The 19,472-nt window shown below is 60.9% G+C and carries 14 protein-coding genes; 2 read left to right on the forward strand and 12 right to left on the reverse strand.

The window, feature by feature from the left end; genetic code table 11:
• Positions 1-123 precede the first annotated feature (123 nt).
• From N1037_09060 to N1037_09080, 5 genes are all read right to left on the reverse strand, one after another.
• On the reverse strand, positions 124-465 hold the full coding sequence (locus N1037_09060) for a DUF427 domain-containing protein (GenBank protein UWS81139.1): 342 nt from the start codon (positions 463-465) through the stop codon (positions 124-126).
• 62 nt (positions 466-527) lie between these two features.
• Complete coding sequence (locus tag N1037_09065) at positions 528-2,318, reverse strand: aminopeptidase P family protein (GenBank protein UWS81140.1); 1,791 nt, start codon at positions 2,316-2,318, stop codon at positions 528-530.
• 486 nt (positions 2,319-2,804) lie between these two features.
• Positions 2,805-4,682, reverse strand: coding sequence for a cobaltochelatase subunit CobT (gene cobT, locus N1037_09070; protein UWS81141.1), 1,878 nt, complete (start codon positions 4,680-4,682; stop codon positions 2,805-2,807).
• Between the two features lie 166 nt (positions 4,683-4,848).
• Positions 4,849-5,835, reverse strand: coding sequence for a cobaltochelatase subunit CobS (gene cobS, locus N1037_09075; GenBank protein ID UWS81142.1), 987 nt, complete (start codon positions 5,833-5,835; stop codon positions 4,849-4,851).
• A 247-nt stretch (positions 5,836-6,082) separates the two neighbouring features.
• The gene (locus N1037_09080; protein ID UWS81143.1) at positions 6,083-6,706 is read right to left on the reverse strand and encodes a J domain-containing protein; all 624 of its coding nucleotides are present in this window, start codon (positions 6,704-6,706) and stop codon (positions 6,083-6,085) included.
• 106 nt (positions 6,707-6,812) lie between these two features.
• Between N1037_09080 and N1037_09085 the strand changes: the two genes are divergently transcribed.
• Positions 6,813-7,070 carry a BolA family transcriptional regulator gene (locus N1037_09085; protein ID UWS81144.1) on the forward strand — a complete coding sequence of 86 codons (258 nt, stop codon included), beginning with the start codon at positions 6,813-6,815 and terminating at the stop codon, positions 7,068-7,070.
• Positions 7,071-7,127: 57 nt separating this feature from the next.
• Here N1037_09085 and N1037_09090 read toward each other — a convergent pair whose 3' ends face one another.
• The 4 genes from N1037_09090 to gatB form a co-directional block, all read right to left on the reverse strand.
• Positions 7,128-7,649 (reverse strand): DUF4177 domain-containing protein, encoded by a 522-nt coding sequence (locus N1037_09090; GenBank protein ID UWS81145.1) that lies wholly within the window; start codon positions 7,647-7,649, stop codon positions 7,128-7,130.
• 156 nt (positions 7,650-7,805) lie between these two features.
• Positions 7,806-9,044: a peptidase T gene (gene pepT / locus N1037_09095; GenBank protein ID UWS81146.1), complete on the reverse strand. Its 1,239-nt coding sequence runs from the start codon at positions 9,042-9,044 to the stop codon at positions 7,806-7,808.
• A gap of 98 nt (positions 9,045-9,142) precedes the next feature.
• Entirely contained in the window at positions 9,143-9,976 is an 834-nt protein-coding gene (locus N1037_09100; GenBank protein ID UWS81147.1) for a hypothetical protein, read from the reverse strand.
• 329 nt (positions 9,977-10,305) lie between these two features.
• A complete protein-coding gene (gatB, locus tag N1037_09105; protein ID UWS81148.1) occupies positions 10,306-11,814 on the reverse strand; it encodes an Asp-tRNA(Asn)/Glu-tRNA(Gln) amidotransferase subunit GatB in 1,509 nt (502 codons plus the stop codon).
• A 238-nt stretch (positions 11,815-12,052) separates the two neighbouring features.
• Between gatB and N1037_09110 the strand changes: the two genes are divergently transcribed.
• The gene (locus tag N1037_09110) at positions 12,053-14,452 is read left to right on the forward strand and encodes an RNA-binding transcriptional accessory protein (protein UWS81334.1); all 2,400 of its coding nucleotides are present in this window, start codon (positions 12,053-12,055) and stop codon (positions 14,450-14,452) included.
• A 102-nt stretch (positions 14,453-14,554) separates the two neighbouring features.
• Here the strand turns inward: N1037_09110 and N1037_09115 are convergent, their stop codons facing one another.
• The 3 genes from N1037_09115 to pepN form a co-directional block, all read right to left on the reverse strand.
• On the reverse strand, positions 14,555-16,015 hold the full coding sequence (locus N1037_09115) for a hypothetical protein (GenBank protein UWS81149.1): 1,461 nt from the start codon (positions 16,013-16,015) through the stop codon (positions 14,555-14,557).
• 130 nt (positions 16,016-16,145) lie between these two features.
• Positions 16,146-16,631, reverse strand: a complete 486-nt coding sequence (locus N1037_09120) for a hypothetical protein (GenBank protein UWS81150.1) — start codon at positions 16,629-16,631, stop codon at positions 16,146-16,148.
• Positions 16,624-19,188: an aminopeptidase N gene (gene pepN / locus N1037_09125; GenBank protein ID UWS81151.1), complete on the reverse strand. Its 2,565-nt coding sequence runs from the start codon at positions 19,186-19,188 to the stop codon at positions 16,624-16,626. The genes N1037_09120 and pepN overlap by 8 nt, the downstream gene beginning before the upstream one ends.
• Between the last annotated feature and the right edge of the window lie 284 nt (positions 19,189-19,472).

Genomic DNA, 19,472 nt, shown 5'->3' on the forward strand with positions numbered 1-19,472 from the left:
TTTCACCCAGGGCCATGAGGCGCCTTCGCCTTGAGCTTACGAAACAAAAAGCCGCGACACATCGGTGGCGCAGCTCCATGTTGTGATCGAAATGCATGGGACGGGAGAAAAAGCCCCTGGCGTTTAGATCTGCTCCACTTTCACAGAGTCGCTGGTGTGAAAGGCAAGATAGCCTTTGATTTCGGCCAGCTCTTCCTTTGGCGCTTCATAGCTCCAGACCATGTTCTCGGTCACGGATGACTTGTTGACGATTGAATAATAGGTCGCATCGCCCTTGTGCGGGCAGTGGGTTGTTTTGTCGCTGGGATCCAGAAAGGCTACAGCGATGTCTTCGCGGGGGAAGTAAATCACCGGCGCATGACCGTCCTCGTCCAGTTCCAGCGCGCGTGTGGTTTCGCCCAATACGGCGCCGCCTGAGCGAACGACCCAGGTGCCAGCTGCCTTGCGGATGCGGATATTGTTCATTTCGTCCCCCTGATTTGGTCACATGGCATGTCTTTATGCCGTAAACATGTAACAATCTGTTATCAGATTGGTTTGGTAACGTCATCCAGCCAAGACTGGGCTGCGACACTGACGTAGGGGCGCAACTTAGCAGCGGTTTCGCTGTGATAGGCATTGAGCCAGTCTCGTTCTGCAGACGTCAACATATTCCCCAGGATGAGGCGGCGATCAATCGGCGCGTAGGTGAGCCCGCGCCAGCACAGCATGTCGCGGTCGGGATCGCTGGTGGCCAGGGCTGGAGCTTGCTCCACCACCAGCAGGTTTTCGATCCGAATGCCAAAGGCGCCTTCGCGGTAATAGCCGGGCTCATTCGACAGGATCATGCCAGGTTCCAGTGGCACGGTGGAGACACGGCTCAAACGCTGCGGCCCTTCATGGACGCTGAGATAGGCACCAACACCGTGGCCCAGCCCATGATTGAAATCCTGCCCCGCGAGCCACAGTGGCATCCGGCCCACGGCTTCGATATCGCGGCCGGCCAACCCCTTTGGCCAGCGCAGGCAGGACATGGCGATCATACCTTGCAACACCCGGGTAAAGGCGGCGCATTCCTCAGCCCCCGGTGTGCCAATGGCAATGGTGCGGGTAATGTCGGTGGTGCCGTCCAGATACTGGCCGCCGCTGTCCAGAACCAGCAACTGCCCCGCTTGCAACCGGCTGTTGCTTTCTTCGTTGACCCGGTAATGCATCACTGCGCCGTTTTCTCCGGTGCCGGATATGGTCTCGAAACTGATATCGCGTAGTGCCGGATCCCGGCGGCGCAATTCTTCCAGCCGTTTGGCTACATCGATTTCGGTAAGGCTGCCGACAGGCTGGGCATCCAACCAACTGAGCAGCTCCACCACAGCTGCGCCGTCCCGCAGATGGGCGGCGGCGGATCCTGCGATCTCGGCTGCATTTTTGCGCGCTTTGGGCAGGGCGCAGGGGTCGCCTGCATCCACCAGTTGGTCTCCCAACCTCTCGGCAACAATCTGCGGCAGGCTGGCGCAGTCAACCGCGATGGGCCCGGTGAGTGTCTCCACAGCCTGCAAGAAAGCGCTTGGCGGATGGCTGGTGACGGATGAGGGCAGGTGGTCGCCCAGCTGTTGCAGCTTTTCGGAGGCCATAAACAGGTCCACCCGCGCATCACTGTGCAGGATGGCAAACCCATGTGCCACCGGGTTGCGCGCAATATCAGCACCCCGGATGTTCAACAACCACATGATGCTGTCGGGCAGGGTGATCAGCGCCGCCTGATGGCCTGCCTGGCTTAGCCCTTGGGCCAGGCGCTCACATTTTTGCGCAGCGGCCTCGCCGGCGTAGTCCAGGGGATGTGGCTGGACTGGCATCATGGGTGGTTCAGGTTGGTCCTGCCAGATCCGGTCAATGAGGTTGTCACATTGGGCCAGCGCGATACCTGTGCCCTGCAGTTCCTTGGCCAGAGCTGTAATCTGCGCAGTGGCATGCAGCCAGGGATCAAAGCCAATTTTGCCACCCTGAGGCAGCTGTTCTTTGAGCCATCTGCCAAGCCCCACTTCCGGCCAGGGCACCGGGGTGAAGAGGTCTGCAACCTGGCGCTTGACCTGGGTGCGGTAACGGCCGTCAATGAACACCCCAGCGGTGTTCTCCAGCACTGCGCAGAAGCCGGCAGACCCCGTAAAGCCGGTGAGCCAGCTCAGCCGCTCATCGCGCGGAGCCACATATTCCCCCTGATGTGCATCAGCACGGGGCACCAGAAAGCCGTTCAGCCCATCTTGGGCCAGTTCCGCGCGCAGGGCCAGAAGTCGTGGAGGGCCTTGCTCCGGGCGTGCGGTGACGTCGAAACTCTGGAACATGTGGGGGATCTCCTAGGGACGGGCTGGGGCAAGAGCAGGGGCGGTATAAACACGGCAAGCGAAAGAGAAACAGATCGGGCTTTTGCCACCAATGTCTGCAGGCCTGTTGGGCTAACTATCTCAATTGTTTCAAACTATAGCAGGGCTGACAAGGGGGGCACAGGGACCCAGGTGTTCCCTTGCAAAAGCGAGCGCTCCCGCCCGCAGTCAAAGCATCATAGATGCTGTTCCTGCCGTTGGGGGTGGCGCCGTGCTGTCGCACGGCACGGAGGAGCCCCAAAGCGATCCGACCGCATGGAACCTGTGATGAGCCACAGCCGCAGCGCGCGTTAGCGCGCTGCGGGGCCCAAGGCTTTGTGCCGCATCTGTGATGCGGCGTAAAGGCGCGGGAGCCCCCCCTTTCTGACTTGGGGGGAAAACAGTCTGGATTTTGTGTCATCCCTGGTCAAACAACAGCCGCAAAACGGCAGGGGCGCCTGGCTGGGCCTAGCTTGCTTTGCGGATCCCCATGACACGCGCACGGGCGCGGGGGTCGCTGTCGAACAGGGCAGCCAGTTGTTCTGTCATGGCGCCGGCAAGCTGCTCCACATCGGTAATGGTCACGGCGCGGTCGTAATAGCGCGTCACATCGTGGCCGATCCCAATGGCCAGTAGCTCTACCTGTTTGCGCTTTTCCACCATGGCGATCACATCACGCAGGTGTTTTTCCAGATAGTTGGCGGGGTTCACCGACAGGGTGCTGTCATCCACCGGCGCGCCATCGGAAATCACCATCAGGATCTTGCGCGCTTCCTGGCGGGCGATCATGCGGCGATGGGCCCATTCCAGCGCCTCGCCATCAATGTTTTCCTTCAGCAGGCCTTCTTTCATCATCAGACCCAGATTGGGGCGCACCCGGCGCCAGGGTGTATCGGCAGATTTATAGATGATGTGGCGCAGATCATTCAGCCGTCCCGGCATCTGCGGTCGCCCGTCATTAAGCCAGGCCTCGCGCGCCAGCCCGCCCTTCCAGGCGCGGGTGGTAAAGCCGAGGATCTCGACCTTGACGTTGCAGCGCTCCAGGGTGCGGGCCAGAACATCGGCGCAGATGGCGGCAATGGAAATGGGCCGTCCGCGCATGGAGCCTGAGTTGTCCAGCAAAAGCGTCACCACAGTGTCGCGGAACTCGGTGTCTTTTTCGCGCTTGAAGGACAGCGGCGTGGTGGGGTTGGCAATCACCCGCGCCAGACGGCCGGCATCCAGAATGCCCTCTTCCAGGTCAAACTCCCAGGAGCGGTTCTGCTGCGCCTGCAGGCGGCGCTGCAGCTTGTTGGCCAGGCGGCTGACGGCGCCTTTAAGCGGCTCAAGCTGTTGATCCAGATAGGCGCGAAGACGTTCCAGCTCTGCCGGTTCCGCCAGTTCTTCGGCGGCGATTTCTTCGTCATTGGCGTCGAGGAATACCTTGTACTCGGGGTCGGCCTCGGACACGGGCGGCGGTGGAGGCGGATCCAGCGGTGCCTCGCCATCGGGCATCTCGGTTTCTTCGGCCAGCTCCTCGTCGGCCATCTCATCCATCGAGACCTGGGCCTGACTTTCGTCCTGCTGTTGCTCCTGCGCCTGCTCGGCATCTGCCTCGGCCTGTTCGTCGTCGGAGTCATCCTCGCCATTGCTGTCGGGATCGGGCTGCTCTTCGGCGTTGTCTTCGGCCTCGTCGTCCTGGTTGTCGTCCAGCTCATCCGGGTCATCGCCCAGCTGGTCGCCATAGCCAAGATCGGCGATGATCTTGCGGGCAAATTTGGCAAATTCAGACTGATCGGCGATCTTGTCGTCGAGGTTCTCCAGCGTCTCACCTGCCTGGGATTCGATGAACCCGCGCCACAGCTCCATCACATTGTCTGCCCCCTCAGGCAGCGGACGCCCGGTGGCGAGATGGCGCACCAGATAACCGGCAGAGGCCGCCAGTGGCGCCTCAGAGGAGCTCTTCATCTGGTCATAGCCGCGCCGGATGGCCTCGTTGCGGATCTTTACGTCGATATTGGAGGCGGTGCCGGGCATGTGCCGCGCGCCCATAGCTTCGCAGCGGGCGGTTTCCATCGCCTCATACAAATCGCGCGCCATTTCCCCCTGGGGGGTGTATTTGGCATGGGTGGCATCGTCGTGGAACTTGCGGCGCAGCGCCAGCGCATCAGCGGTGCCACGGGCCAGCAACACCTCTTCGCGGCTCATCCGGCGGGAGACCTGCGGCAGGCGCATATTGTCACCGGACACGCCCGAGGGGTCCACGGTGTAGGAAACGCTCAGCTCCGGATCATCGGCCATGACCTTGGTGGCCTCGGCCAGGGCCTTTTTGAACGGGTCAGCAGGATTGTCGTTTTGTTTTCTCATGGTCGCACCTTGTCCCTGATGAGCATCCTCCCTCTTTTTGGGAAAGTCCAGTCGAGCGGCAGCGAAAAGGGCGGCGCCCGACCCGGCGGGGAGGAAGCGAAGCGCCCGCCCCGTGGGGGACGGGACGGGCGCTGCCCGGCCTTGCGGCCGGGCGGCACGTCACTAATCAGCCCAGTGAAACGCTGGCGGCGCTTTCGGGCAGCTCTTCGTCAAAGCAGCGCTGGTAGAACTCGGCCACGGTCTGGCGTTCCAGCTCGTCACATTTGTTCAGGAAGCTGAGACGGAAGGCATAGCCCACATCGCGGAAGATCTCGGCGTTTTGCGCCCAGTTGATCACGGTCCGCGGGCTCATCACGGTCGACAGATCGCCATTCATAAAGGCGGTGCGGGTCAGATCCGCCACGGTCACCATCTGCGAGATGTCTTTGCGGCCTTTTTCCGTGTTGTAATGCGGCGCCTTGGACAACACGATGGCGGTTTCCGCATCATGGCTGAGGTAGTTCAGCGTGGCCACCAACGACCAGCGGTCCATCTGGGCCTGGTTGATCTGCTGGGTGCCATGGTAGAGGCCGGTGGTGTCGCCCAGGCCAACGGTGTTGGCGGTGGCAAACAGACGGAAATAGGGGTTCGGGGTGATGATCTCGTTCTGGTCCAGCAGGGTCAGCTTGCCGTCATGCTCCAGCACCCGCTGGATCACAAACATCACATCGGCGCGGCCGGCGTCATATTCATCAAACACGATCGCAACAGGGTTGCGCAGTGCCCAGGGCAGGATGCCTTCGTGGAACTCTGTCACCTGCTTGCCGTCGCGCAGTTTGATCGCGTCCTTACCGATCAGGTCGATCCGGCTGATGTGGCTGTCGAGGTTAACCCGCACGGAGGGCCAGTTCAGACGCGCGGCAACCTGTTCGATGTGAGTCGATTTCCCTGTGCCGTGGTAGCCTTGGATCATCACACGGCGATTGTGCGAGAACCCGGCCAGGATGGCCATGGTGGTGTCTGGGTCAAATTTATAGGTAGGATCAATTGCGGGGACGCGGTCCGAGCCTTCGGCAAAGCCCTTGATGGTCATGTCGGTATCGATGCCAAAGACATCGCGCACCGAAATGGGGTCGGTGGGTTTTGCATTCATATCCAGCATGCCGTCAGTCATCACAGTCGATCCTTGTTCCTCTCCCGCCGATTGCGGGGTCAATCCGGGGGATTGGTGCCTGATCTTGCGGTGAAGGGCAAGAGGCAGAGTAGGGGGCGGCGAAATAACGTGATGTTGCAGGCCAAACTGACCCTATGCCCGGTCTGACATTTGAACCGCTGCGCGACAAAATGGCACAAAAACGGGCAGCTGTTGCTGCCCATTTCAGATTTCAATACTCGGGATAAATCGGTCCTGACCCGAGGCCCTATTTGAAGCTACGGCTGTCCTTGATCTGCTCCCAGGCCCAGCGGACCTCTTGCAGCTGTTCTTCCTGGCTGCGGTCGCCGCCGTTCATATCAGGGTGCAAAACCTTGATCAGCTTTTTGTAGGCCTTGCGGATGTCGGCCTTGGACCAATCGTCCTTGGCCTCCAGCAACTCCAGCGCCTTGCGTTCGGTGGCGGGCAGACGGCGACCGGTGGCGGCAGAGCGGCCCGGGTTCTGTGTCGCATTGCCACCCAGAACCTGATGCGGATCCTCAATGCCCAGCCGGGCCCAGGCGCGCGCTTCGGGGTCACCCATGGGTTTGGTCTGACGTTCCCAGACCTTGTCCTTGGACTGCTGTGCGTTCAGCTCGGCCTCGGTGGTACCCTGGAAGAAATTCCAGTGATTGTTGTATTCGCGGACATGTTCCTGGCAGAACCAGAAAAAGTCATCCAACACATCCGGGGCCTTGGGCGCGCGGAACTTGCCAGCTTCTTCGCACCCTTCCTTGTCGCAGACCCGCACAGAGGTCTCCGAGGCGCCGGACATGCTGCGACGTCCACGCGGATTTTTCTTTTTTGCAGAGCTGACGGACATATCGAAACCGAAAGGATCTGATTTACTCATGGGGTGCACCTTCTCGACGCAGCTACTCGACTCGGAGGAGGCAGTTTAGTCTAAGGGGCGTCAGATTGAAGGGGGTGAGAGAAATAAATATGAGGTTGAGCAGAATATGAGCATTCGTGTTGAAATGGAGCAGCGGCTTCAGGAAGCCTTTGCGCCCACGGAACTAGAGGTCGTGGATGATAGCAACAGTCATATTGGCCACGCAGGCCATGACGGCAGTGGGGAAAGTCACTTTAACGTGAGAATCCGTGCCGCAGCCTTTGCCGGACAAAACCGGGTGCAGCAGCACCGGGCGGTGCATAGGGCGCTGGGGGATATTGTTCCGCGTATTCACGCGCTGGCGCTGGATATCGGCAGCGTTTGATCTGTAGCCTTAGCTGCGGGGGCCTCGGCGCTTGTGGCCCCTGCAGCGAGGTAAAGATTAGTCGTCGTCAGCGGAGTGCAGCTTGGCGCGGGCTTTCAGGGCGGCAGTCATGCCTGAAACGGGGCTCAGCTCCTCGACGCCATCGTCGGCGCGCATGCTGGCAGCCCCCTGACCCGGAACAGGTGTTGCACCTTCGGGCGCTTCGGGATCGCCTGCGGTGGCTGTTAACACGCCAGCCGCAGCAGGCACGGCTGGGGCGGCGGCAACCGGCGCCTCTACTGCGGGCGCATTGCCTGCGGGGGCGAGGCTGGCCGCAAGCGGCTGCTCCGTCACACCAGCGGCAACCGGCAGGGCGCGGCGAAACACCAGCACATTGCGCCAATGGGTGGTCGAGCCGGTCAGGCCAGAACGCTCATCCGAGGGCAAAAGCTCGGCGCGTTGATAGTCCCAGCCTTCCGCCGCCATTTGATTGAGTGTGATCTCAATGGAATTGGCAAAACGCCCCTCGGGGGTTTTGACGCCTTTGGCTTTGGTGCCCTTGTGAGGGGCGGGAACAACTTTGTACTCAAACGCCTGCATCGCGGTCTCCTGACTTCCGGCGCAGGTTTAACCTATGCAGGCGAGGGGTCAAGTCTGGGTTCGCTGAATGGCGGTCCGCCAGCTGTGTTTGCTGCGGCTTCAATCAAGACCCGGCTGCCCGATCCTGCGACCGGACAGCAGAGAATGCGCTGCAGGTTATTTTTGTGCCGCCAGCTGTGCCAGGGTCAGGCAGACCTGCAGTGACGCGGCCATATCTTGCACCGATACCCATTCCAGGGGGCCGTGAACACATTGCATGCCGCAAAAGATATTGGGGGTCGGCACGCCCATTTCTGTCAGACGTGAGCCATCGGTGCCGCCGCGGATCGGTACCGAGATCGGCTCAATGCCATTGGCACGGCAGGCCTCCAGCGCCAGATCCACCGGCGTCATGTCCTCTTCCAGCCAATAGCGCATGTTGCGGTATTGCGGATAGATCTCGCAGGTGATGTCGGCGCGTGGTTCTGAGGCCTGAACAGCCTCGCAGACTTGCCGCAGCAAATCGCCCTTGGCCGCCAGCCCGTCGCGTTCAAAATCGCGCAGGATCAGTTTGATCTCCATCTCTGACGACCCACCCGCCATATCGGTGACATGCAAAAAGCCCTCGCGCCCGTCGGTGGTTTCCGGCGTCATGGTCGCCTGCGGCAGGGTCTGCACGATCTTGGAGGCCAGATGCGCGGCATTGACCAGTTTTTCCTTGGCCCAGCCGGGGTGGATCGACACGCCCTTGATCGAAACCACGGCGCGATCCGCCGAAAAGCTCTCGTAGATGATCTCGCCCAGGTCACTGCCATCCAGCGTATAGGCAAAATCCACCCCCAGATCCGCAGGCAGCTTGGCATCGACACCGCGACCAATTTCTTCGTCCGGGGTAAAGGCGATGCGGATGGGGCCGTGGGGGATGTCCGGGTTTTCAATCAGGTGCTGGGCCAGGGTCATCACGATGGAGACGCCGGCCTTGTCATCGGCGCCCAGCAGGGTCAGGCCGGAGGCGGTGACCAGATCATGGCCTTGCTTACCCGCCAAATAGGGGTGATCCTGCGGCGACAGCACTAGGTCGGGATTGTCGGGGAAGGTGATATCGCCGCCGTTGTAGCCCTTGATCACGCGCGGTTTGACGCCACTCGCATTGAACTGCGGCGCGGTGTCCACATGGGCGAGAAAGCCAACCGTCGGGCCATCGGTGTTACCCGGAACAGTGGCCAGCACGGTGCCATAATCGGTCAGGGTGACATCCTGCGCGCCGATCCCTTTTAGCTCTTCAACCAATAGATTCGACATGTCGAACTGGATTGCGGTGCTGGGCGCGGTGGGGGAGGTCTCGTCGCTTTGGCTGTCGATGGCGGCATAGCGGGTGAGGCGGTCCTGAAGGTCCTGATCAAAGGTAGGTGTCATGGGGGCTCCGTGGCTGTTGGCGGTAGGCTGGTTCAGTGGCAGGCGGGCTAAATCGCCTTTTGCAGATCTGCCGGTGCACTGCTTGCCGTTCGCGATCCTTAGCTGCAGGGCGCCAACGGCCCATCCATGGCCAGCGCGTGCATCTTGTGATCTTGCATATGTGGAAAGCGCTGGTGCAACACGTCTTCTGGAAGGTCAAGCCCTTTGTCGATTGCCATTTGCTCGGTCCAGTTCTGACTTGGTAGGTCAATTTTGCGGATAAGGGGGCCTCGGTTCCGCCGGTACGCCTTCTGCCCGAACTCCTGCTGGAAGAGGCGCAGGAAATGCAGTTTCGCCATTGAAACACGGATGTTCTTGACCAGGGCCGTCTGACCACCTGGCAGAGAAAAGTGGTGGTCGAGCTGACCGGCTAGATCGGAGATCCGGTCTAGATCCCATACTGTTAGCCGCCCGGCTGTGACCCCGGTCATCGCGGCACGCAACAAGTCGTCATAGGCGAACCAATGGCATTCGCGCACTTTATGAAAGGCCTCGATATAGGCTTCTATTGAGCCGTCGGTCTCATTGTAAAACTTGTCACGATGGATGCCCCAGAGACCGGCCCGCACGAATTGCTGATAGCTGGAGCGCAGCATCGCGACGGGATCACGCAACAGGCAGAGGAGGGAAACCGCTTCCGGGCCAAAACGTTTGGAAAATTCACGGGTGAGCGCCGCAAGCCGACCCGTGCGATTGGTCGTATACTCCTCCGTTGACAGAAGGATATGCCCACACCGATGTGTCTGCGCTTCGTTCGCTATGTCATCCACGGCGGCAGCAAGGTCCAGATCAGGTGCCAGCAGGGGGCCATGATGCCTGTAGCCTGTGTGCAGGCGGTGGCTTTCCGGGTAGAGAAGCCCGGCGGCGCGAAACAGAGCGTCGTTGTCGGCCATATAGGCCTGAAGCGACGTCGAAGCGCATTTGGGAAAACCGATATGGATTGTGATCTGCATGGTGGTCCGTCTGTTTCTCAGCAAGCTGCAGCAGCGCGTGGCATGGGTCAAGGGCAGGCTGGCAACCTTAGCGGGTTGTGGCTGTCCTTCGGGGCGGGGGTGGGGGCGACATGCCCAACTGTTTCGCCTTAGGAAAATTTCTGATTTGGTGAGCGGGCGAGCGCCTGCCGCGCGCAGCACAGGCGAAAGGCAACAATAACTGCATCGTCTCGTTTTTAAAAAGGCGACCCGATGGGCCGCCTTTGGTTCATTTGGGATGTTTCCAAGCCTCAGGCCAGTTTCTTGGCCACCAGCTCGTTGACCGCTTTGGGGTTGGCCTTGCCGCCGGTGGCTTTCATCACCTGACCGACGAACCAGCCTGCGAGTTTCGGGTTCTGTTTCGCCTTTTCCACCTGTGCGGGGTTGGCGGCGATGATCTGATCCAGGGCTGCCTCGATGGCGCCGGTGTCTGTCACCTGCTTCATGCCGCGCTCTTCGACGATCTGGGCGGGGTCGCCACCTGTCGTGTAGACGATCTCAAACAGATCCTTGGCGATCTTGCCCGAAATGGTCTCGGCCGAGATCAGCTCGACGATGCCACCCAGCTGCGCCGGGGTGACCGGGCAATTGGCGATATCCTTGTCGTCGACTTTCAGGCGGCCAAACAGCTCGTTGATCACCCAGTTGGCGGCGAGCTTGCCATTGCGGCCCTCGGCCACGGCCTCGAAATAAGCGGCGGATTCCACATCCGCCGTCAGCACCGAGGCGTCATAGTCGCTGAGTTTGAAATCTGCGATGAACCGCGCCTTTTTGGTGTCGGGCAGTTCCGGCAGTCCGGCTTTGATCTGGTCCACCCAATCTTGTTCGATCTCCAGCGGCAGCAGGTCAGGGTCGGGGAAGTAGCGGTAATCATGGGCTTCTTCCTTGGAGCGCTGGGTGCGGGTTTCGCCCTTGACGGGATCAAAACCGCGGGTCTCCTGGTCTACCTCGCCGCCGGCCTCAAGAATGGCAATCTGGCGACGGGCCTCGACCTCGATCGCCTGCTGGATAAAGCGGGTGGAGTTCATGTTCTTGATCTCGCAGCGGGTGCCGAGATGGCCGAAATCGCCGGTTTCGCGGTAGCGCTCGTAGGCGCCGGGCAGGCAGACCGAGACGTTGACATCGGCGCGCAGGTTGCCGTTTTGCATGTCGCCGTCGCAGGTGCCGAGATAGCGCATGATCTGGCGCAGCTTGAGGATATAGGCGGCGGCCTCTTCGGGGCTGCGGATGTCGGGGCGGGAGACGATCTCCATCAGGCAGACGCCGGCGCGGTTGAGATCGACAAAGGACATGTTGGGATCCATGTCGTGGATGGATTTGCCCGCGTCCTGTTCCATGTGGATGCGTTCAACCCGCACGTTGCGTGCGGTGCCATCGCCCAGCTCGACCAGCACTTCGCCTTCGCCGACGATGGGGTGATACAGCTGAGAGATCTGATAGCCCGAGGGTTGGTCGGGGTAGAAATAGTTCTTGCGGTCAAAGGCAGACCAGAGGTTGATTTCGGCCTTGAGGCCCAACCCGGTGCGCACTGCCTGCTCGATGCAGTAATCGTTGATCACCGGCAGCATGCCGGGCATGGCCGCATCCACGAAAGAGACGTTGGAGTTTGGCTCAGCGCCAAATTTGGTCGAGGCGCCAGAGAACAGCTTGGCATTGGAGCTGACCTGGGCGTGGACTTCCATGCCGATGACCAGTTCCCAGTCATGTTTGGCGCCCGAGATCACCTTGGGCTTGGGGAGTTCATATGTCAGGTCGAGCATCGCGCACCGGCTCCTTTTTTCACGTTTGGTCTGGTTCTAGGCCAGCGCGCCATGGGGGGCAAGAGCATAAGGGCACCGGGCTGGTCTGCTGGCCTTGGTCCAGAGCGCCGCCGCCCGTATTGTCGCCAAAGCTGCTGGTCGAAGGGCGCGTTGGAAACTGGGCTCTTGGCGCGGCTGCCGCGCAAAGCTATGAAGATTGCCCGCGCAGAATCCCGCGCAGAATGAAGAGGACGCATTGTTGGACACCGCAGCCCGTATCGCCCAGACCATAGCCCGTGAAATTGGGGCCGCCCCGAACCAGGTGAACAGCGCGGTGACGCTGTTGGATGAGGGGGCAACCGTTCCTTTTGTGGCGCGTTATCGCAAGGAGGCCACCGGCGGGCTGGATGACACGCAGCTGCGCACCCTGGCGGAACGGCTGGCCTACCTGCGTGAGCTGGAAGCGCGGCGGCTGGCGATTGTTGACTCGATCAAATCGCAGGACAAGTTGACGGAAGAGCTGGCGAGTTCAATTGCCAAGGCCGAGACCAAGGCACAGCTGGAAGATATCTATCTGCCCTACAAGCCCAAGCGCCGCACTAAGGCGATGATTGCGCGCGAAAATGGCCTGGAACCGCTGGTGGAGGCGATCCTGGCGGATCACAGCGCAGACCCGGAGGTGCTGGCGGCAGACTATATCACCGAGGCGGTGCCGGGCAGCAAAGAGGCGCTGAACGGGGCGCGCGATATTCTGACCGAGCGGATGACAGAAAACGCCGGGCTGTTGGGGCGGTTGCGCCAGTTCCTGCAGGCCGAGGCCCGGTTTGCCGCACGGGTTGTTGAGGGCAAAGAGCAGGCGGGCGCCAAGTTTTCTGACTATTTTGACCATAGCGAGCGCTGGGCCGATGTGCCGTCGCACCGGGCCTTGGCAATGTTGCGAGGGGCCAATGAGGGGGTGCTGACGCTGGATATCGGCCCCGAACCGGAAGAGGGCGTGGCCCGCGCCGAAGCCATGGTGGCGGCAGAGCTGGGCGCCAGCGGTTCTGGCCCCGGCGATAAATGGCTGCGCAAGGTGGCGGGCTGGACCTGGCGGGTAAAGCTGAGCCTGTCGATGATGCTGGAGCTGATGAGCGAGCTGCGCAGTCGCGCCCAGGAGGATGCTATTCAGGTCTTTGCGCGCAACCTCAAGGATCTGCTTTTTGCCGCCCCGGCCGGTGCGCGACCGACGCTCGGGCTGGACCCGGGCATTCGCACCGGCGTCAAGGCGGCAGTGGTGGATGCAACCGGGAAACTGCTCGCCACAGAGACGCTATACCCATTTCAGCCAAAGAATGATCTGCGCGGCGCCCAGGTCAGCATTCTGAAACTTATTGCCGAACATGGGGTCGAGCTGATCGCCATTGGCAACGGGACCGCCAGCCGCGAGACAGAGCGCATGGTGGCAGAGGTGATCAAACACCTGCCCGCCAAGGTCAAAGCCCCCACCAAGGTGGTGGTCTCTGAGGCCGGGGCCTCGGTCTATTCCGCCTCGGAGCTGGCGGCGCGGGAATTCCCTGACCTCGACGTATCGTTGCGCGGGGCGGTGTCGATTGCCCGGCGCCTGCAGGATCCGCTGGCGGAACTGGTCAAGATCGAACCCAAGAGCATTGGCGTTGGCCAATATCAGCATGACGTGGACCAACACCGGCTGTCAAAATCGTTGGAGGCGGTGATCGAGGATGTGGTGAATGGCGTCGGAGTTGACCTCAATATGGCCTCAGCCCCGCTGCTGGCCCATGTTTCGGGGCTGGGGCCTGGGCTGGCGGAGGCCATCGTTGCGCACCGGGATGTGAACGGCGCCTTCGCCTCGCGCAAGGAGCTGTTGAAAGTGGCGCGTCTTGGCCCCAAGGCATTTGAGCAATGTGCAGGGTTTTTGCGCATTCGTGACGGCAAGGAGCCGCTGGATGCCTCCTCTGTGCACCCGGAAGCTTATAGCGTCGCCCGTCAGGTGGTTGCCGCCTGTGGGCGCGACATCCGCCAGATCATGGGCGATGACAGCGCCCTGAAAGGGCTGCGCGCAGAGCAGTTTGTCGATGAAACCTTTGGCCTGCCCACGGTGCGCGATATCTTTGCGGAACTGGAGAAACCGGGCCGCGATCCCAGACCCTCCTTTGTCACCGCCACCTTTGCGGACGGGGTTGAGACCATGCAGGACCTGAAGCCTGGCATGGTTCTGGAAGGCACCGTGACCAATGTCGCCGCCTTTGGCGCCTTTGTGGACGTGGGAGTGCATCAGGATGGGTTGGTGCATGTCAGCCAGCTGGCGGACAAGTTTGTCAAGGACCCCCATGAGGTGGTGAAAACCGGGCAGGTGGTCAAGGTCACCGTCACCGAGGTGGATGTCGCCCGCAAGCGGATTGCCCTGACCATGCGCAAGGATGGCGGTGCCTCTGCGCGCGAAGATCGCAATGCGCGTTCGGAGGCTGGACCTGCTGCCAAAGGGGGCGCTGGTCGCGGCGGCCAGCATTCCAGAGGCCAAAAGCCGGGAGGTTATAAATCGGGAGGTCAGAAACCCGGAGGTCAGAAGTCTGGAAAGATGTCCGCGTCGCCGCGCAGCGGTGGCAGCACTGAAACCGGTGCTTTGGGGGCGGCGCTGATGGATGCGTTTAAAAAGACCTGATCCCAGGCGGCCGCGCTACTCACAGCGTGGCGGCTTTGACAGCAGCAACACCAAAGGCCGGGGAGACCCCCGGCCTTTTAACGGTCTGTGACGGGTGCTGCGTTATTGACAGGGCAGCAGGTCGACCCCTTCAGGGGTAAAGGAGACCCTATGGCCGCTTTTGATCTCGTCCTGAAAGATCTGTGCCAGACTGTGCAGGGCCTTGGCCTGGCCATGGGCCGCGAAACGGCGCAGAGAGGTGATCCGGGCGTTATTGTCAAACCCCTGGCAGGCATGGGCCCAGATCAGCGGGTGCAGTTCGCGCAGGTGGCTGCGTACCAGCCAGCGGGCCGCTTTGGAGATTTCGACGCGGTTTGAGTCGGCCGATGAGGTCCCCTTGCCTCCATTGGGCAGGGTGACAGCGCAATAGGCCGCAAGCAGGTTGATCATTTCCTGGCTTGAATCGGTGCTTAGAATATCCTGCAGCCCATCCAAAAAGAACTTAGAATCGACGCGGGCACAGGCCTGTTCGTCAATGGCCATGGCGTCAAAATAAACCCAAGTATAGCCGCCAGCGCCCCACTGGGCCTGGGTGCGGGCGGCGGTGCGGCGGGCCTCCAGCTCCAGTGCTGCATAAGAGCCATTGGCGCGGGGCAGCATCTGGGCGCCAAGCGCGCGCATGGGGCGTGGGTTGGTCGGGGCCTGATCAATCAGGCTGCCATAGGCGTCTGCAACATCCAGTGTCTCGGCGCGTTGCCCGGCAAACAGCGCGCATTGGGCCGCCGACAAGAAGGCGCTATCGCCGCTTTGATCCTTGAGCGGTGCCAGAAGTGCTGCGGCGCGCTCAAAATGTGCGCTGGAACGGCGAAGCTGCGCTTCTTGTTTGGCTGGACCTACCTCTGTATCTGCTGCGGCGGCGCCGCGCCAAGTCCAGGCGATATCAATATGGGCCAGGGCAACAATGGCCGTCAGGTAGATGTCCTTTGGGTGATCGCGTCGCAGGGTCTCAAGCGCCATGACGCCATCAATGAGGATCGGGTTTTCGCCTGATTTCTTGCCTGCGGATGCCTGTTTACCAGTGTTTTTTGTCCCCGAACGCGCAGTCGTTGCGGTGGATTTGTCATTTGGGTCTTGCAGCGCATGTTCCACGGCATTCACCACATCCGAGCGGGCACCGTAGGCCAGAAGGTCGGCCTCGGGCAGGCCGCCTTGGGTGCGCGCCTGGGCTTTGTCTGCGGTGCGGATCAGCTGTGACAGATCGGACCAGCGCTCTTGCCGGGCCAGGAACTGGCCTTTGTCTTGCAGGTTTTGGCGGTTTTGAGCGTCGGGGCAATCGTTCAGAATTGGGATCAAAAACCTATCTGCTATGTCTTTCATATCCGGTTCAACGGCGGCTTCGGGCAGGTGGCCAGTCTTTGCACTGGTGGCATCGGCTGGTTGATTGCCAGCGTCGCAGAACGCGGGGGGCGTGGTGTCGGCCCCTGGGCCGGAGGCGGCACCCGAAAAACTGGTCGCAATCCAGGCGGGAAATTCTTTGTGCAGTCTGGAGAGGTGCATCCACATTTGGTTCTGAGGTCTGAGCATTCAATTTCCTGCAGGTTGGCAGCTTGTTTGTTCAGGATCAAAATGATTGTGCAATGCGGCGCAATCGTGGCGGCGATGGGGTGATTGCCGTTAACATTTGGGAATTGCCATGGCAGCGGCGGCGTCGGCTCTACAAAATGGTGAAGTGATGACGTTCGCTGGGAATGCCGCGCGCAGTCATGGCGTCTTCAAGCACCTGCGTCGGGGGGAGCGCAGGCTGGGGCAGGCGGATTTTGGCACCAGTCTGAAGGATCAGGGTGGCGCGAAAGGAAAAATCCCAGCGCCGGTCAAGTCGCAGGCGCGCGATCTCTGACAGGGCCAGCTCTGTGGTGCGCGCGCCGGTGAACCAGCTCATCTGGCTATCTGACAGGGTGAGGCCAGAGCTGGGATTGCGCCACAGCTCCCACAGGCCTGGCAGCAAAGGCAGCGCCAGCACGATCAGCAACCAGCCAGTGATCTGTAAGAACACCCCGCCACAGAGCAGGGCACAAACCCACAGGGCCAGCGCGACTGCCAGGGCCCGCGATCGCCCCTGCTGCTCAAAATGAAAAGGCGGCAGAGACGATGGCCTGGACTCATCGGCCAGGGCTGGCGCGTTTTCTGGCTGATCAGGCATCCAGGATGCGGCTGACCATTTCATTGGTGTCGCGGCTCAACCCTTTGGTGTCCTTGATCCGCTGCAGCTGCTGGCGGATCAGAGCCTGACGGGGCGCATCGTAGCGTTTCCAGGTCTGGAAGGCGGTGCACATCCGGGCCGTGGTCTGCGGATTGAGGCTGTCCAGCGCGATCAGCTTATCTGCCAGGAGTTGATATCCGGCGCCGCTTGCATGGTGGAACCCTGCGTGGCTGCCAGCCAGCGCCCCCATCACCGCCCTAAAGCGATTGGGGTTTTTCAGGGTGAACAGCGGATGCTCTGTCAGCCTCGAGGCGATGTGCGCGGTTGCCTCGGGGGGGGCGGCGGCGACCTGCAGGGCAAACCATTTGTCCATCACCAGCCTGTCCCCCTGCCACTGCTGATAAAAGGCCTGCGATTGTGCGGTGCCTTTTTCTGCGGTCAGCAAGGCGGCAAGGGCTGCATATTGCTGGGTCATATTGTCGGCGGCGTCATACTGGCGGCTGGCCTGGTCGCCCCCGTCCAGACGGGTGAGCAGCGACAGAATACGCCCGTTCAAGGCGCGCTTGCCGGCGCTTATCGCATCGGGCTGATAGGGGCCTTGCACGGTTGTGTCGGCATAGAGCCGCGGCAGGCTGTCGGCCAGTTGCTGTGCCAGGGTCTGGGTCAGGGTCTCGGCCGCGTCATAGATTTTTTGCGGGTCGGGCAGGTGGCCGCGCTCAAACAGCGCCTGAGCGATGTCGGATTGGCTGGGCGGTTGCAGGATCAATGCCCGGAAGGCCGGATCAAGGCTGTCGTCGCGCACCAGCTTTTGCAGCGCATCCAGATAGGATGCATCCGGGGCTTCGCCTGTCAGCACCATGGCGATACGGGCCTCGCGGGACAGGGCATTGCCGGCCTCCCAGCGGTTGAACAGATCGCTGTCATGGGCCAGCAGAAAGGCGCGCTCGGTATTGCTGGTGTCGCGCTCCAGAATGACAGGGGCCGAGAACTCGCGCAGGATCGAGGGAACGGGTTTGCTGGCCAGCCCCTCAAAGGTAAAGCTCTGCTTGGCCTGGGTCATTTCCAGCACGGTGGTTGGCTGTACCTCATCCCCGTTGCCATTCAACAGACCGACGGCAATTGGAATGACACGGGGGTCTTTGTCCGGCTGACCGGGCGTGGGGGCAGTGCTTTGCTCGAAGGTCAGGGTGTAGGTTCCATCCGCAAAGCTTTCCGCCACTTTCAGGCGCGGCGTTCCGGCCTGGGCATACCAGCGTTTGAATTGCGTCAGATCACGGCCAGTGCTGTCTTCAAACACCTGCAGCCAGTCCTCGATGGTACAGGCCTGACCGTCATGGCGATCAAAGTACAGATCCAGGGCCTTGCGATAGGCCTCATCCCCAACCAGACGTTTCAGCATGCCGATGATTTCGGCGCCTTTTTCATAGATGGTGGCGGTGTAGAAGTTGTTGATTTCCTGGAACTCTTCGGGGCGCACCGGATGTGACAGCGGGCCCTGGTCTTCGGGGAACTGGCGGGCGCGCAGGTCAATCACATCAGAGATCCGCTTGACCGAGGCCGAGCGCATGTCGGCTGTGAACTGGGCGTCCCGGAATACCGTCAGCCCTTCCTTCAGGCACAGCTGAAACCAGTCGCGGCAGGTGATGCGGTTGCCGGTCCAGTTGTGGAAATACTCATGGGCAATGATTGCCTCGATGCGTTCAAAATTGGCATCCGTCGAGGTCTCGGGGCTGGCCAGCACGCAGGAGGAGTTGAAGACGTTCAAGCCTTTGTTTTCCATCGCCCCCATGTTGAAATCATCCACCGCAACGATGTTGAAGATATCAAGATCATATTCGCGGCCATAGGCCTCTTCGTCCCAGGTCATGGATTTCTTCAGGGCTTCCATGCCGAAGGCGCATTTGTCCTCGTCGCCGGGGCGGACCCAGATGTTCAGCTCAACCTCTTTGCCGGACCGGGTGGTGAATGTATCCGGGTGGTTGACCAGATCGCCGGCCACCAGGGCAAAAAGATAGGCTGGTTTGGGCCAGGGATCGTGCCATTCCGCCAGCCCCTGTGACTGCGAGACGGGGTTGCCGTTGGACAAGAGCACATCTTCGTCGCCTTCGATGCGCACGGTAAAGGTGGACATCACGTCGGGGCGGTCTGGGTAATAGGTGATCTTGCGAAAGCCCTCGGCCTCACATTGGGTGCAATACATGCCCCCGGACATATAAAGCCCCTCAAGCGCCGTATTGGAGGCGGGATCAATCTCGACCTCGGCCTCCCAGAGGAAGGGCTCCGCAGGGGTGTCGCAGGTCAGCCCCTCGGCGGTGATCACTGGGGAGACTGCGACGCCGTCGATCTTGGCAGAGATCAGGTTCAGTTTCTCGCCATGAAGGAAAAACTGTGAATCCGCCGCGCCGGGTTTGGGAGTAAAGCGGATCTGGCTCAGCACGCGGGTGGCATGGGGGGCCAGCCGGAAGGTCAGCTGAACGCTCTCTACCTCAAAGCCAAAGGGGGTGTAGTCCTTCAGGTAAAAGGTTTCTGCTTCGGCCTGGGCTGCTGGGCTGGTCATCTTGCTGTCCTCGTCTCATCCCAACCGCGGGCGGCTGGGGATGTGTTGCTCTTGGTTGCCCTAGTGGTAGGCAATGGCGCAGAGCCGGGCAAGCGCATGACGCGGAAAATACGAGCAAAACCCTGGCCTATTCGCCTGTTCTTTTTGAAGCCTTGGTGGATTTTCTGTAAAAACAAGAAACAGCCTTGTTATAATTGGTAAAGTTATATTACCGCCTCTGTTGCTGATAGGAAACTTTTCCTGTATCGGGGAAACAGGATCGACAACCGGCGAAGGAGAACACC

This window comes from Phaeobacter sp. G2 (genome assembly GCA_025163595.1).
In the GTDB taxonomy this organism is placed as follows: domain Bacteria; phylum Pseudomonadota; class Alphaproteobacteria; order Rhodobacterales; family Rhodobacteraceae; genus Pseudophaeobacter.

Bases quoted from the DNA above. Each gene is read 5' to 3' on its own strand.
- N1037_09060 (UWS81139.1), bottom strand. From the start codon at position 465: ATGAACAATATCCGCATCCGCAAGGCAGCTGGCACCTGGGTCGTTCGC.
- N1037_09065 (UWS81140.1), bottom strand. From the start codon at position 2,318: ATGTTCCAGAGTTTCGACGTCACCGCACGCCCGGAGCAAGGCCCTCCA.
- cobT (UWS81141.1), bottom strand. From the start codon at position 4,682: ATGAGAAAACAAAACGACAATCCTGCTGACCCGTTCAAAAAGGCCCTG.
- cobS (UWS81142.1), bottom strand. From the start codon at position 5,835: ATGACTGACGGCATGCTGGATATGAATGCAAAACCCACCGACCCCATT.
- N1037_09080 (UWS81143.1), bottom strand. From the start codon at position 6,706: ATGAGTAAATCAGATCCTTTCGGTTTCGATATGTCCGTCAGCTCTGCA.
- N1037_09085 (UWS81144.1), top strand. From the start codon at position 6,813: ATGAGCATTCGTGTTGAAATGGAGCAGCGGCTTCAGGAAGCCTTTGCG.
- N1037_09090 (UWS81145.1), bottom strand. From the start codon at position 7,649: ATGCAGGCGTTTGAGTACAAAGTTGTTCCCGCCCCTCACAAGGGCACC.
- pepT (UWS81146.1), bottom strand. From the start codon at position 9,044: ATGACACCTACCTTTGATCAGGACCTTCAGGACCGCCTCACCCGCTAT.
- N1037_09100 (UWS81147.1), bottom strand. From the start codon at position 9,976: ATGGCCGACAACGACGCTCTGTTTCGCGCCGCCGGGCTTCTCTACCCG.
- gatB (UWS81148.1), bottom strand. From the start codon at position 11,814: ATGCTCGACCTGACATATGAACTCCCCAAGCCCAAGGTGATCTCGGGC.
- N1037_09115 (UWS81149.1), bottom strand. From the start codon at position 16,015: ATGCTCAGACCTCAGAACCAAATGTGGATGCACCTCTCCAGACTGCAC.
- N1037_09120 (UWS81150.1), bottom strand. From the start codon at position 16,631: ATGCCTGATCAGCCAGAAAACGCGCCAGCCCTGGCCGATGAGTCCAGG.
- pepN (UWS81151.1), bottom strand. From the start codon at position 19,188: ATGACCAGCCCAGCAGCCCAGGCCGAAGCAGAAACCTTTTACCTGAAG.